The 12810-nt window shown below is 40.6% G+C and carries 15 protein-coding genes and 1 other RNA gene; 9 read left to right on the top strand and 7 right to left on the bottom strand.

Annotated elements, in window-relative coordinates:
• Positions 1-98: 98 nt before the first annotated feature.
• Positions 99-1586 carry an aldehyde dehydrogenase DhaS gene (dhaS, locus tag NSQ83_RS10645; protein WP_015714095.1) on the bottom strand — a complete coding sequence of 496 codons (1488 nt, stop codon included), beginning with the start codon at positions 1584-1586 and terminating at the stop codon, positions 99-101.
• Between the two features lie 229 nt (positions 1587-1815).
• On the opposite strand from dhaS, the gene NSQ83_RS10640 reads away from it, so the two are divergent.
• Both NSQ83_RS10640 and NSQ83_RS10635 read left to right on the top strand, forming a co-directional pair.
• A complete protein-coding gene (locus NSQ83_RS10640; protein WP_003231245.1) occupies positions 1816-2019 on the top strand; it encodes a DUF6501 family protein in 204 nt (67 codons plus the stop codon).
• 353 nt (positions 2020-2372) lie between these two features.
• Complete coding sequence (locus NSQ83_RS10635) at positions 2373-2717, top strand: PH domain-containing protein (RefSeq protein ID WP_003220141.1); 345 nt, start codon at positions 2373-2375, stop codon at positions 2715-2717.
• Between the two features lie 86 nt (positions 2718-2803).
• Here NSQ83_RS10635 and NSQ83_RS10630 read toward each other — a convergent pair whose 3' ends face one another.
• Together NSQ83_RS10630 and NSQ83_RS10625 are read right to left on the bottom strand one after the other, a co-directional pair.
• The gene (locus tag NSQ83_RS10630; protein ID WP_003231251.1) at positions 2804-3037 is read right to left on the bottom strand and encodes a hypothetical protein; all 234 of its coding nucleotides are present in this window, start codon (positions 3035-3037) and stop codon (positions 2804-2806) included.
• Positions 3038-3041: 4 nt separating this feature from the next.
• A complete protein-coding gene (locus tag NSQ83_RS10625) occupies positions 3042-3305 on the bottom strand; it encodes a hypothetical protein (protein WP_004399338.1) in 264 nt (87 codons plus the stop codon).
• Between the two features lie 66 nt (positions 3306-3371).
• Here NSQ83_RS10625 and yocM point away from each other — a divergent pair, with 66 nt between their 5' ends.
• A complete protein-coding gene (yocM, locus tag NSQ83_RS10620) occupies positions 3372-3848 on the top strand; it encodes a salt stress-responsive protein YocM (RefSeq protein WP_085187518.1) in 477 nt (158 codons plus the stop codon).
• On the opposite strand, the gene NSQ83_RS10615 is transcribed toward yocM, so the two are convergent.
• Positions 3835-4062 (bottom strand): hypothetical protein, encoded by a 228-nt coding sequence (locus tag NSQ83_RS10615; RefSeq protein WP_038429125.1) that lies wholly within the window; start codon positions 4060-4062, stop codon positions 3835-3837. The genes yocM and NSQ83_RS10615 overlap by 14 nt on opposite strands.
• Positions 4063-4139: 77 nt before the next feature.
• Here NSQ83_RS10615 and NSQ83_RS10610 point away from each other — a divergent pair, with 77 nt between their 5' ends.
• From NSQ83_RS10610 to NSQ83_RS10585, 6 genes are all read left to right on the top strand, one after another.
• Positions 4140-4472, top strand: coding sequence for a hypothetical protein (locus NSQ83_RS10610; protein WP_003231257.1), 333 nt, complete (start codon positions 4140-4142; stop codon positions 4470-4472).
• Positions 4473-4546: 74 nt separating this feature from the next.
• Positions 4547-5038: a TraR/DksA family transcriptional regulator gene (locus tag NSQ83_RS10605; protein ID WP_003231259.1), complete on the top strand. Its 492-nt coding sequence runs from the start codon at positions 4547-4549 to the stop codon at positions 5036-5038.
• A gap of 150 nt (positions 5039-5188) precedes the next feature.
• Positions 5189-5815, top strand: a complete 627-nt coding sequence (azoJ, locus tag NSQ83_RS10600; RefSeq protein ID WP_003231260.1) for an FMN-dependent NADH-azoreductase AzoJ — start codon at positions 5189-5191, stop codon at positions 5813-5815.
• Between the two features lie 236 nt (positions 5816-6051).
• Positions 6052-6238, top strand: a non-coding RNA gene (gene ssrS / locus NSQ83_RS10595) — 6S RNA.
• Between the two features lie 141 nt (positions 6239-6379).
• Entirely contained in the window at positions 6380-8155 is a 1776-nt protein-coding gene (recQ, locus tag NSQ83_RS10590; RefSeq protein WP_069703917.1) for a DNA helicase RecQ, read from the top strand.
• Positions 8156-8402: 247 nt separating this feature from the next.
• The gene (locus NSQ83_RS10585; protein WP_003231267.1) at positions 8403-9266 is read left to right on the top strand and encodes a 3D domain-containing protein; all 864 of its coding nucleotides are present in this window, start codon (positions 8403-8405) and stop codon (positions 9264-9266) included.
• 601 nt (positions 9267-9867) lie between these two features.
• Here NSQ83_RS10585 and desR read toward each other — a convergent pair.
• From desR to desE, 3 genes are all read right to left on the bottom strand, one after another.
• Positions 9868-10467: a two-component system response regulator DesR gene (desR, locus tag NSQ83_RS10580; protein WP_004399356.1), complete on the bottom strand. Its 600-nt coding sequence runs from the start codon at positions 10465-10467 to the stop codon at positions 9868-9870.
• Positions 10468-10485: 18 nt separating this feature from the next.
• A complete protein-coding gene (gene desK / locus NSQ83_RS10575; RefSeq protein ID WP_029318043.1) occupies positions 10486-11598 on the bottom strand; it encodes a two-component sensor histidine kinase DesK in 1113 nt (370 codons plus the stop codon).
• Between the two features lie 119 nt (positions 11599-11717).
• A complete protein-coding gene (gene desE, locus NSQ83_RS10570; RefSeq protein ID WP_029318044.1) occupies positions 11718-12776 on the bottom strand; it encodes a fatty acid desaturase DesE in 1059 nt (352 codons plus the stop codon).
• Positions 12777-12810: the final 34 nt, after the last annotated feature.

The raw sequence follows: 12810 nt of genomic DNA, 5'->3' as shown, positions 1-12810 counted from the left end.
CGCTCAACTCCTTCAGAAGCATATATATTCAGCGTCTTTTACTGCCATTACAGAAAGAAAAAAACTGCTGGCAGGCAGCAGTTTTTTAAACATACATGTTAGTCTTCAAGGTTTATCCATACACTTTTGACTTCTGTGTAATTATCCAAGGCATATGATCCCATTTCTCGTCCGAGTCCTGACTGTTTATAACCGCCAAATGGAGACGCCGCGTCAAACACATTATAACAGTTCACCCAAACGGTTCCGGCTTGAAGTCGGTCCGCGATATAGTGAGCCTGCTTGACGTTTTCTGTCCATAGTCCGGCCGCAAGCCCATATTCTGAATGGTTTGCCCGTTCAATAACTTCATCGACTGTTTCGTACGGAATTGCAGTCAGCACGGGTCCGAAAATTTCTTCTTTTGCGATGGTCATTTCGTCTTCAACATTCGCAAACACAGTCGGTGCGACAAAATATCCTGCTTCAAAAGGACAGCTTCCGCCGGTCACTGCTTTTGCTCCTTCATCTTTTCCTTTTTGAATATAGGAAAGAACGCGCTCATGCTGTTCCTTGCTTACGAGAGGCCCGATTTGAGTATCTTTATGAAGTCCCGCTCCTTGGCGGAGTGACTCAGCATAGGACGCCATTTCATCAACAACTTCATCATATTGGTCTTTATGAATGAAGACACGTGAGCCCGCACAGCAGACTTGGCCCTGGTTAAACATCACACCGTTTAAAGCGCCCGGGATGGCTTTTTTCAAATTCGCATCCGGCAGAAGAATATTAGGCGATTTTCCGCCCAGCTCCAATGTCACACGCTTAATGCTTTTCGCTGCGGTGGACATGATTTTCTTTCCGATTTCAGTGGAACCGGTAAAGGCAATTTTATCAACCGCTTCGTGGTTCGTCAGCGCTTCTCCCGCATCTTCACCGAATCCTGGGATGATGTTGATTACACCGGCAGGGAAACCGGCTTGGTCAATTAATTCTGCCAAATAAAGAGCTGAAAGCGGTGTTTGTTCAGCCGGTTTGAGGACGATTGTACAGCCTGTTGCAAGTGCCGCGCCCATTTTCCACATCGCCATCAGGAGCGGGAAATTCCATGGAATGATCTGGCCGACGACACCGACAGGCTCATGACGCGTATAATTAAAGTAAGCGCCGGAAACCGGAATCGTCTGTCCTGTTATTTTTGTACACCAGCCGGCGTAATAGCGCATATGCTCAATAGCTAGCGGAATATCTCCATTAGTCGTTTCATTGATCGGTTTCCCATTATCAAGTGTTTCAAGCTGAGCAAGCTCAGTTTTATGCTCTTCCATTAAGTCTGCCAGCTTATACATCAGTCTGCTTCTCGAAGCTGGAGACATTGTTCTCCATTCACCTTGGTCAAAGGCTTTCCGGGCAGCTTTAACAGCTTTGTCCACATCCGCAGCCTGGGCTTCATACAGCGTCATCAAGGTTTCGCCGGTCGCCGGGTTTGGAGTGTCAAAGGTTGCCCCTGAGGCACTCGGAACAAACTTTCCGTCAATATAAAGCTTCTTTGTTCCCTGTAAAAATGTCTCCAGCCTTTTCGTCACTTGCATCGTTAAAGAACTCATCCGTAACAAACCTCCAGTCATTTTTTATGGTCTGTTCTGAGATTCTTGGTGATAGCACATTGATTCCTGGATTGAATAGCAGAAATAAGCTGTGATAGTTGCTTCAAACGTAAGCGTATACAAACATTCTATAATAGAAATCAAGGCAAAATCAATGAATAACCGATATTGCAATTTACAAAAGAAAAAAGCTACAATAAGCTTATAGATAAGAAAAGGAGATTTCATCATGATTCATAAAAATTGGCTTGAAAAAGAAACCATTAAAAAAGTAAAGTGTGTGCAGACAAACGCAAAAAAATATATCGTAAACCGCGTTTTAACGCCGGGAAAAGAATATGAAGTAAAAAATGAAACAGAGGAGTTTCTCTTTGTGGTCGACAATACGAATAAAGTCGGCGGCTATTATAAAGAATACTTCGAAGAGATGTAATGTTTCCTTGAAGCATCAGACAGATTTTGTTAAAACATCGATACATAATCCGCAGCTCAGCTGCGGTTTTTTTGTGGTTAAAACAGGAAATATAAAACAAAATTAAAAAAATCATTAAAAACCGCTTTTTTATAAAAACATTGCTGAATATTGAAACTTTTTTCTCTATATGTGCGTATTACTTGATGACAACAGCTTAAAAGCCAAAAAACAAATCAAAAATTTGAAAAATGTAATCTGTTCGTAATGGTTTAAATGTCTTCTATGTCGTATTCTTATATAGGGATAAAGGACTTATTTTTATGTAGTGAATGATAAAACAAATAGATAAATGCAGAAAGAGGGGTTCTTCATTGGGTATTTTTTCTGTTAGCAGATCAACGGACGCAAAGAAGCTTGAGGCTTTGCTCGTTGAAGGGGAAAGAATAGAATCGATTTATAAGCTCCGAGTGGACCAAATTTGCTTTACAAATAAGCGGATCATTTTCTTTGACAATAAAATGTTTTCTAAAAAGAAGGTTCGTGTATTTCTTCCATATAAAACAATTGAAAGCTTTGCCATCCAAGAAGCGGGAATGTTTGATCCGGACACTGGGCTTTTATTGATGACAAGAAGCAAAACGTTCGAATTAGAATTTGCGAAAGACACCGATTTAAGCGAGGTTCAGGCGGTGCTGACAAAGCATTTGTGCAGCTGAACATTTGATGAGCCAGCCGTTCAAAAAATGGTTAGGCTTTTTTTTATATATAAAAACAAGAACAGGGCATGTGCGCCCTGTTCTTATTACACCACACTGTTTTTCGCTGAGTTCGAATCAACAAGATCTGCATCTAATACATTTGAAATCGGCACGACAAGAGGAGTAAAGTCGCCATTTTCTTCTCCAAACCCTTGATTTATTTTAGCTGATAAAAAGTAATCGACCTGCTGATACGGACCGAGTGTTAAAGAGGAACCACGGTCCATCGTATTGATTTTAAATCCGCCGACATTCACGACGGAGGGTGAAAAGAACATCTCATCACTTCCTTTTGATTGAGGAGTTAACCGCTTCACTTTCAAAAGAGGCCGGAGAATCAATTTGGTCTCTGTCATCCACATGGCTTCTCGTGCCCATAAATCCGCTCGCATCTCCAAAATTCTGTCCGTAGCCTTGATTTTTTTTATCTGAATTTTGCCATTCTGCCAATAAATTTTGTCCTACGTTTACAGCTGAAGCATTTTCAAAGGAATTAATTTTCAGCATGAAAATATTAATATTGATATACGGAGTTGGTTGAACCACAGGCAAACCTCCTTTCTATAGTTGTATGCTGGCGGTTATAAAGTATGTTAAGACAGGGGGCTTCAAATGGATTTCGAAAAGATGAAGCAGTGGATGGAATTCGCACAGCAGATGTACGGCGGTGACTTTTGGAAACAGGTATTTGATGAAGACCAAAAAACCCCTTTTATGACAAATGGCCAATCTCCGTTTCCGTTTTCGCAGCAAGATCAGCGAGGGAAAGGAGATGCTTCATTTCCGAGCATGGATATTGTAGATACCGTTGCGGAAGTGCAGTTTTTAATTTATCTTCCAGGCTACCGTAAACAAGACGTTCACATATTATCGTACGGAGATTATTTAGTGGTGAAGGGGCAGCGCTTTTCCTATTTTAATGAACAGGACTTTCGCCAAAAAGAAGGGAAATACGGAAGTTTTGAAAAGAAAATTCCGCTTTCCGATCATCTTCATGGAAAGATGAATGCCATTTTTAAAGACGGAATCCTATACATCACTATTCAAAAAGACGAAGGTCAAGCGAAAACCATTGTTATTGATGATTGATTTTCATACTGAGTGCATCTGACCCATCACGGTCATCAATTGATTCAATCGGAATGACCATGACAATAACATCTGCATTTTGTTCCCCAAAACCGTTATTTCTTTTGATAGCAGAGCACCTGTTCCTTAACTCCGCAGAACCAAAGGTAAGGGATGAGCCGGTGCCTATCGAGTTAGTCTTGAGATGAGAAATATTGATGTTAGTCGGAAGCATGAAAACCTCTCCTTTCTATGGGATATACCTCATTATATATGTAGACGAAAGAGGAGTATGCAAAGGGTCGTGATGTCATGAAAAAAATGTTCCGGTCGCTGATCAGGCATTGCTTGAAACCAGAACTTGACAAACTGCGTGAATGTGAAGAAAGACTCTCAGTGATTGAGAAACAAAAACAAAGCAGCAAACAAGAGTCTGAAGAAACCTATATACATATTGAAACGCTGAATGTCGAAAAGGTTGACTATCATCTTGAATTCGGCGAGCTGACCATTGATGAACTGAGCGGCAGATTAAATATAGGCGCAACCTATTATATACCGCCAGAAGAGAAGGACAAAAAGTGCCAACGAAAACCCGAAGCACCATCGACGCCAGCGGTCACGATCCGTTCAAAAAGGCAGTAGCTCATCTTTCCATCGATGTTTCCATGTTTGACAGAAGGCAAAACGGGAAACAGGATAGAAAGGAGAGGATATACATGGCACTGACAAAAGAACAAACACAGCATCTCTATCATAAATTGCTCGATATGCAAAAAGAATTGTCTGGCGAGAAAAAGGAAACAGAATCAATGACGGAAGAAGTGGGGGAGCTTTCCAACGGGGTTGACAACCATATGGCAGACCACGGGACGCTCGTCACAGACCGGATGACAGACCAAACAGTGAAAGAGATTGACCGGGAGCTGTTAGAGGAGGTCAACCGTGCATTACAAAAGATGAAAGACGGAACTTACGGCGTGTGTGAAAAAACCGGCCAAGAGATTCCTTACGAAAGACTTGAAGCTGTTCCTTATGCAAGAATGACAGTTGAGGCCCAAGCTGATGTGGAGGATGATCTGGAGACAGATGCTCCTTCTTATGAAAGAGAGTTTCATGAACAGGTAAAAGACTTATCCAACAAAGAAACAATTGATCAAAAAAGCTCGCAGACGTATGAAATCTTGGATCGTGAACAAGATTCGAAGTAAAAATGGCAAGCAAGTACACCGATATTAGATGTACTTGCTTTTTTTTGAAAAAAAATCTCATATTCAAAATAAAATGATTGACTTTGCGTAAAAAAGAAAGTAACATACTATTTGTAAGTAAATATAAAAAGTTTACCGGGAGGAATACAAATGTCTACAGTTTTATTTGTAAAATCAAGCGACCGTACAGCTGAAGAAGGCGTTTCAACTAAACTTTACGAAGCTTTCTTAGCTGCTTATAAAGAAAACAACCCTAATGATGAAGTGGTTGAATTAGATCTTCATAAGGAAAACCTTCCTTACCTTGGCAGAGATATGATTAACGGAACATTTAAAGCAGGTCAAGGAATGGAAATGACAGAAGATGAGAAAAAACAAGCAGCAATTGCTGACAAATATCTGAACCAGTTTGTAAAAGCTGACAAAGTTGTTTTCGCATTCCCGCTTTGGAACTTCACAGTGCCAGCAGTGCTTCATACTTATGTTGATTATCTGTCTCGCGCAGGCGTTACATTCAAATACACACAAGAAGGACCAGTCGGTTTAATGGGCGGCAAAAAAGTTGCGCTTCTTAACGCTCGCGGCGGTGTCTACTCAGAAGGACCAATGGCTGCACTTGAAATGTCATTAAACTTCATGAAAACAGTTCTTGGTTTCTGGGGTGTTCAAGACTTGCACACAGTTGTCATCGAAGGACATAACGCAGCACCTGATCAAGCGCAAGAAATCGTTGAAAAAGGTTTACAAGAAGCAAAAGATCTTGCTGCAAAATTCTAATAAAGCCAAGACTCCTATCGTTACAAATAGGAGTCTTTTTGTATATACACATTAATATAGAAGAAAATAATCATTCGCTTTTAGCAAAAAAGGCTATTTTTTTATTGTAATATATTTTTTTGTTTGTCGAATTGTCAGGTATTTTGGAGAAAAAGCAGTTTTATTCACTGGAAAAAGTTTTTCTAAACAATTGTTTTGGCCTCTTGATTAAAAGCGCCTGATGGTGTACTATATTAAAGAAGCTACTTTGTGCGTATTGTTAATTAAGTTTTAACCTTTAAGCTGTAATAGGGAGTTTTATATCGAAGCCGGAATGTCATGCCTCCATTGCAGAGGACGACAGGAACGTTTCTGCAAACACCCACTTTGAGGAGTGGTGGTTTAAAACTTTCTTACTTGCATACGGCAAGACGTAGCGAAAGCCATTTCCTTTTCGGAAATGGCTTTTTATTTTATCTAAAAAGGTTTGGTATAGTGAATATTCCATTTTTATGTGAAAGAAATGAAGGCCGCTTTTTTATGATATGATGGGAGAAATTCAAGGAAAAGCGAGGTTTACACGTTATGTTACATAGAGCCCAATCCCTTCTGGCTCATTATTTTGGTTATGAGAAGTTTCGGAGCGGCCAAGATGAAGCGATCCGCTTGGTGACGGAAGCGAGGCAAAATACGGCCTGCATTATGCCGACGGGAGGCGGCAAATCGATTTGCTATCAGATTCCGGCATTAATGTTTGAAGGGACGACGATCGTCATTTCACCGTTGATTTCCTTGATGAAGGATCAAGTTGATGCGTTAGAAGAAGCGGGGATTAACGCCGCCTACATTAACAGCACACAATCCAATCAGGAAATATATGAGAGGCTGAACGGACTCAAAGAAGGGGCTTATAAGCTTTTTTACATTACACCAGAGCGACTAACGTCCACAGAGTTTATCCGGATTTTGCAGGGCATAGATGTTCCTCTGGTCGCAATAGACGAGGCGCACTGTATTTCTCAATGGGGCCATGATTTCAGGCCAAGCTACAGGAATATTGAAATCTTGTTCCGTGAATTACACGACAAGCCTGTCATCATGGCGTTAACAGCAACAGCCACACCCGAGGTTCATGATGATATTTGCAAACAGCTGCATATTCAAAAAGAAAACACGGTATATACCGGATTTTCCCGAGATAATTTAACCTTTAAAGTAGTAAAAGGAGAAAATAAAGATCGGTTTATAGACGAATATGTACAAAACAACAGGCATGAAGCAGGAATTGTCTATACAGCGACCAGAAAAGAAGCTGATCGGATATATGAGAGATTGAAACGAAATCAGGTCAGGGCAGGCCGGTATCATGGAGGTATGGCTGATGATGAGAGAAAAGAGCAGCAGGAAAGGTTTCTTAATGATGAGCTTCAAGTGATGGTGGCAACCTCTGCTTTTGGAATGGGTATTGATAAATCAAATATCAGATTTGTTCTGCATGCACAAATCCCGAAAGATATGGAAAGCTATTATCAAGAGGCAGGACGAGCTGGACGGGACGGTCTTGCCAGTGAATGTGTTCTCCTGTTTTCACCGCAGGATATTATGGTGCAGCGTTTCTTAATTGAGCAATCAGAACATGAAGAGAAACAAAAGCAGGATTTAAAAAAGCTGAGACAAATGGTCGACTACTGTCATACGGAAGATTGTCTGCAGCGTTTTATCCTTATGTATTTCGGAGAAAAGGAGCCTGATGCGTGCGGACAGTGCGGAAACTGTACCGATACAAGAGCGGCCCATGACGTGACGCGGGAGGCGCAAATGGTCTTATCTTGTATCATTCGCATGAAAGAACGGTTTGGCAAGACGATGGTTGCACAGGTGCTTTCCGGCTCCAAAAATAAAAAAGTTCTTGAAAACGGCTTTTCCGACCTTTCAACATACGGGATATTAAAACACCAATCCGTTGGCGAAATCAGTGATTTTATCGAATTTCTTATTTCTGACGACTTCATCAGGATGTCAGACGGAACGTTTCCGACTCTTTTTGTCAGCAGTAAAGGAAGGAATGTGCTGAAAGGAGAATTATCAGTAGCGAGAAAAGAAGCGTTAAAAGCGGCAGCGATTACTGAAAATGACGAGCTATTTGAACGATTGCGCATGGTTCGGAAAGAAATTGCGGCTGAGCAGGGTGTTCCGCCATTTGTTGTTTTCTCTGACCAAACGTTAAAAGAAATGTCAGGAAAACAGCCCGTAAATGATGATGAACTTTTGTCTATAAAAGGAGTCGGAGAACAAAAAAGAGCAAAATACGGCCGGCTTTTTTTACAAGAAATACAAGCTTATGCAAGGATGACAGACTAAAAAAACAGAAAAACAATCTTTTTTTCTATAAAAAACACATTTTATTTTCTCTGTTTCGCCTCAAAATAAAAAGACCTGCGAAGCCTATTATATCAAGGGTTCAGCAAGTCTTTCCATCAGAGAGAAATCCTTCATGTAAAGGAACTGTAATCTAAATCATATCTTTTTGTTATTGATTTGACATTTACGTGTGTTACGATATCACCTGTTAGCCGCCAATAAAAAGCTAACAAGGGAGGATTTACTTATGAAGAAGACGATTATGTCCTTTGTGGCAGTTGCTGCACTTTCAACAACTGCATTCGGAGCTCACGCTTCTGCAAAAGAAATTACGGTGCAAAAGGGTGATACGCTCTGGGGAATCTCTCAGAAAAATGGAGTGAACCTAAAGGACTTAAAAGAATGGAACAAGTTAACTTCTGATAAAATCATTGCAGGAGAAAAACTGACCATTTCTTCAGAAGAAACAACCACGACTGGGCAATATACAATTAAAGCGGGAGATACGCTTTCTAAGATTGCTCAAAAATTCGGCACGACAGTCAACAACCTGAAAGTTTGGAATAACTTAAGCTCTGACATGATCTATGCTGGATCAACTCTTTCAGTAAAAGGTCAGGCAACAGCAGCAAACACAGCTACTGAGAATGCGCAAACAAACGCACCTCAAGCTGCGCCAAAACAAGAGGCTGTGCAAAAAGAGCAACCTAAACAAGAAGCTGTACAACAGCAACCTAAACAAGAAACAAAGGCTGAGGCAGAAACTTCTGTTAACACAGAGGAGAAGGCTGTTCAATCAAATACAAATAATCAAGAAGCTTCAAAAGAACTAACAGTTACTGCTACTGCTTACACTGCTAACGACGGCGGCATTTCCGGCGTTACAGCTACAGGCATTGACTTAAATAAGAACCCGAACGCGAAAGTTATTGCGGTTGATCCTAATGTAATTCCGCTAGGTTCTAAAGTCTATGTTGAAGGCTACGGGGAAGCAACAGCAGCAGACACTGGCGGCGCTATTAAAGGAAATAAAATCGACGTATTTGTACCAAGTAAAAGTGATGCTTCTAATTGGGGCGTCAAAACTGTAAGTGTTAAAGTCTTAAACTAATAATATAGATTGTGATAAAAGACATAAGCTTTTGGCTTGTGTCTTTTTTTGTTCTGCTTAGAGCTGTTTATATCATATGCTGATAAAAGAAAGTGGTCCCGTTTTTCTTTATGTGCGATTCAGGGGCTCTCGGGTTAAAAGATTGATTCCACATTACAGAGACATTCGGCATCATGACATTTATAGCTGGTTGTTACTATCTTTGATCAGCGAAACGACTGGTGTTGTATCTTTTTTGGCAGATAATAAGCAGTTGGATGTAGCAAATGCCATTTACGGAATCGGATTGATTTCAGACGGTTTTTTATTGTGATATTAGGCTCTTGCAGTTGGGCATGGCAGCTTCGGGAGAGAAGTGGCACAACTTTGTCATACTGAAAATACAATATAATCAATATCAGAAATTCTGCTGATGTGCAATGGCCGACCATTTTAACAGGGATATCATTCAATCCAGTCTTTTATTGGGCTGTTAACCAAGCAATCGTTCAGCGGGCGTAGGAGCGAGGATATGGATCAATTTAATTCTGGTTGCGGCGAGGTTCTCAAACGGGAATTTCAGGTTAACAAAAAGGATCCTGGCAGATGCCAAGATCCTTTTTTATTTAAACCAGCCTTTTTCTTTTGACCGGGTAATGGCTTCAATTCGATTTTTCACTTCAAGCTTTTCTAGAATCATTGAGATATAATTCCGCACCGTCCCGCTTTTGATGCTGAGTTCCTGAGCGATTTCTTTTGTGTTTTTACCGTCAGCCACAAGTTCGAGCACTTCTTTTTCTCTATCTGTAAGAGGGTTAGCTTCGCTGTATAAGTCCTCCATCAGCTCAGGTGCATAGATGCGTTTTCCGTTCATGACGCTACGGATGGCGTTGGCCAGCTCTTCACTCGGACTGTCTTTTAACAAATAGCCTTTAACGCCAGCTTTAATAGCTCTCTGAAAGTAACCGGGTCTGGCGAAGGTGGTTAAGATGATAATTTTGCAGCCTGTATCTTTTAGCTCCTCAGCAGCTTCAAGCCCTGTTTTTCCGGGCATTTCAATGTCCATAATACATACATCAGGCTGGCGTTTTTTGACAAAATCAACAGCATCTTGGCCGGTTGTACCTTTGCCTACGACTTCCATATCGTCTTCGAGGTTTAGAAGTGATCCTAAAGCGCCCAGCAGCATTTGCTGATCTTCTGCAATAAATATACTAATCATATAAGCCATCCTTTATGTTTATTTTGAATTATTAGGAATTGCCATGGTAAGCTTGGTTCCGTTTTCGGTATCGATGTGAAGGCTTCCGTTTGCAAACTCAAGCCGTTCTCTCATCCCGAGTAAGCCATGTCCTTTTGAAAAGGAATTTTCTTCTCCTTTGAATGTTCCATCGTCAGACACTGTTATCACAACTTCCTTCCAGAGCTGCTGAATGTCAACTCGGCAAGTTTTAGCCTGGCTGTGTTTGACGACATTTGTGACAGCTTCCTTTAAGCACATGCTCAAAATGTTTTCATTCAGCAATGAGATATTTTCGGGCCATTTCTCTTCTTCATAGATAAACATAATGTCAGCTGCTTCGAGAATTTGTTTGATGTTGATCAATTCATCCTTGAGCCGGATGCCCTTCATAGAGGAAACGATTTTTCTTACTTCATTTAAAGAAGTTCGCGCTGTTTGCTGAACACTTTTCAGTTCACGAGCTGCTTGTTCGGGATCTTTGTATATCAATTTTCTTGCTAAGTCGCTTTTTAAACCAATAAGAGAAAGCTTTTGCCCAAGCGTATCATGGAGATCGCGGGCAATTCGCTGACGTTCTTCTAATTTTACCAGTTCTGCAATCCGTTCATTTGCATCCTCGAGCTTTTCTTCAAGCCGTTCGCGCTCCTTGCGGCTTCTTATACTAAAGGGCAATAAAATTGCGCTGATGAGGGTAATGACGACAAAAGGAATTTGTGTCAGAAAGAATTCCTTCTTTAATACGAGACTGAAATTGGCTGCGACGGCTGCGCTTATTAAATGGACATAATATAAAATATGAAAAGGGACGCGTTCCTTAATGTTTCCAATAAAATACGCGATAAAAAAAGCAAAATAAATATAACTGAACAGGGTAATGGAAGCGGTTGAAATGCCAATTAATAAAAATCCCCACAAATAAATGGTCCAGCCTTTTGAGACAAAAGCAAATCGATATACCGAAAAAAATAAAAGCGTCAAAATGATGCCGACAATAATAACAAATGTAGATGATGATTTCCATATAAAGTAGAAGGGGAGGATGAAAAATATCGTCCATATATAGGGCGTAATCCCGTTTAGTTTTTGAAATGTTAAATGCTTTTTAATCATGATCTTACCTCATTTTCAGCTTTTCATCTTACTTGTAACTTTATCATTGTGAAAGCCAGAATGCACCCTCCAACAATAAAAAGGAAGCCTTCTAGTATATTAGAAGACCTCCTTTATCATCAGGCATTCTTCCGCAGCTTCTGTTTTTCTGGTGAATCAGGCGGAAGGCTTACAGCTATATGATTTATAGCCCGAAATGACACAAACTGTTTGTTATCTTCATCCCATAGACGGAACGCAAGTGATTGCAGGCTTGTTTTTAAGGTGATTGTCGGTACGTTTTTTAATGGTTCGTGATGTTCATGAGCAACTTCAAGCTTATAGTTAGGCACCTTTGGACTCAAATGATGAACGTGGTGGTAACCAATATTGCCTGTTAGCCATTGAAGCAGTTTCGGGAGTTTATAAAATGAGCTGCCTTCAACAGCAGCCTGAACGTAGCTCCAGTTTTCATCCGCTTCAAAATAAGAATCTTCAAAGGTATGCTGCACATAAAACAGCCAAACACCGATTGAACCTGAAATCAGAAATATCGGGCCTTGCACCAGTAAAAACGATTGCCAGCCAAAGATCAGACAGCAAGCGGCAGCCAACGCGACAATTGCCAGATTCGTAAGGTATGTGTTTACACGTTCTTTTCGTCTTGCTCCTTTTTTGTTAAAACGGTTCGTGATCAGAAAAACATAAATCGGTCCGAGAATAAACATGATAAACGGGTTTCTATAAAGTCTGTATGCAAGCTTTGTTCGTCTGGATGCAGCTTTATATTCGTTTACTGTTAACATCCAGATGTCTCCTGTTCCGCGTTTATCCAGATTGCTGCTAGTTGCATGATGAATCGAATGGCTGTGCTGCCATTGAAGATACGGGAATAAAGTCAGGACACCTGTCAGAAAACCGAGAATGTGGTTATAGCGTTTTTGTTTGAAAAAAGATTGATGGCAGCAGTCATGGAAGATGATAAAAATTCTTGTCAGAAAACCTGCGGCAATCACCGTTAATGCTAACGTAAGAAGATAGGAGACATCGAGGCTGAGATAAGCAAGAAACCATAGGCCGAAGAATGGGATAAACGTGTTTAAAAGCTGAATCAGGCTGTTTTTTGTTTCAGGCTGAGCAAATGCAGCGACTTGCTTTGTCAGCTGTTTTTGTTTATGTGCAATGGTTTGTTCAGTCATAGTAAGTATCCTCTCATTGTGTGTCTCGGTTCAG

The sequence above is a fragment of the Bacillus sp. PS217 genome, from assembly GCF_037963535.1.
Lineage (GTDB): Bacteria > Bacillota > Bacilli > Bacillales > Bacillaceae > Bacillus > Bacillus subtilis.
This window is presented reverse-complemented; position numbering and strand designations above follow the sequence as displayed.

Bases quoted from the DNA above. Each gene is read 5' to 3' on its own strand.
- dhaS (WP_015714095.1), bottom strand. From the start codon at position 1,586: ATGAGTTCTTTAACGATGCAAGTGACGAAAAGGCTGGAGACATTTTTA.
- NSQ83_RS10640 (WP_003231245.1), top strand. From the start codon at position 1,816: ATGATTCATAAAAATTGGCTTGAAAAAGAAACCATTAAAAAAGTAAAG.
- NSQ83_RS10630 (WP_003231251.1), bottom strand. From the start codon at position 3,037: ATGTTCTTTTCACCCTCCGTCGTGAATGTCGGCGGATTTAAAATCAAT.
- yocM (WP_085187518.1), top strand. From the start codon at position 3,372: ATGGATTTCGAAAAGATGAAGCAGTGGATGGAATTCGCACAGCAGATG.
- NSQ83_RS10615 (WP_038429125.1), bottom strand. From the start codon at position 4,062: ATGCTTCCGACTAACATCAATATTTCTCATCTCAAGACTAACTCGATA.
- NSQ83_RS10610 (WP_003231257.1), top strand. From the start codon at position 4,140: ATGAAAAAAATGTTCCGGTCGCTGATCAGGCATTGCTTGAAACCAGAA.
- NSQ83_RS10605 (WP_003231259.1), top strand. From the start codon at position 4,547: ATGGCACTGACAAAAGAACAAACACAGCATCTCTATCATAAATTGCTC.
- azoJ (WP_003231260.1), top strand. From the start codon at position 5,189: ATGTCTACAGTTTTATTTGTAAAATCAAGCGACCGTACAGCTGAAGAA.
- recQ (WP_069703917.1), top strand. From the start codon at position 6,380: ATGTTACATAGAGCCCAATCCCTTCTGGCTCATTATTTTGGTTATGAG.
- NSQ83_RS10585 (WP_003231267.1), top strand. From the start codon at position 8,403: ATGAAGAAGACGATTATGTCCTTTGTGGCAGTTGCTGCACTTTCAACA.
- desR (WP_004399356.1), bottom strand. From the start codon at position 10,467: ATGATTAGTATATTTATTGCAGAAGATCAGCAAATGCTGCTGGGCGCT.
- desK (WP_029318043.1), bottom strand. From the start codon at position 11,598: ATGATTAAAAAGCATTTAACATTTCAAAAACTAAACGGGATTACGCCC.
- desE (WP_029318044.1), bottom strand. From the start codon at position 12,776: ATGACTGAACAAACCATTGCACATAAACAAAAACAGCTGACAAAGCAA.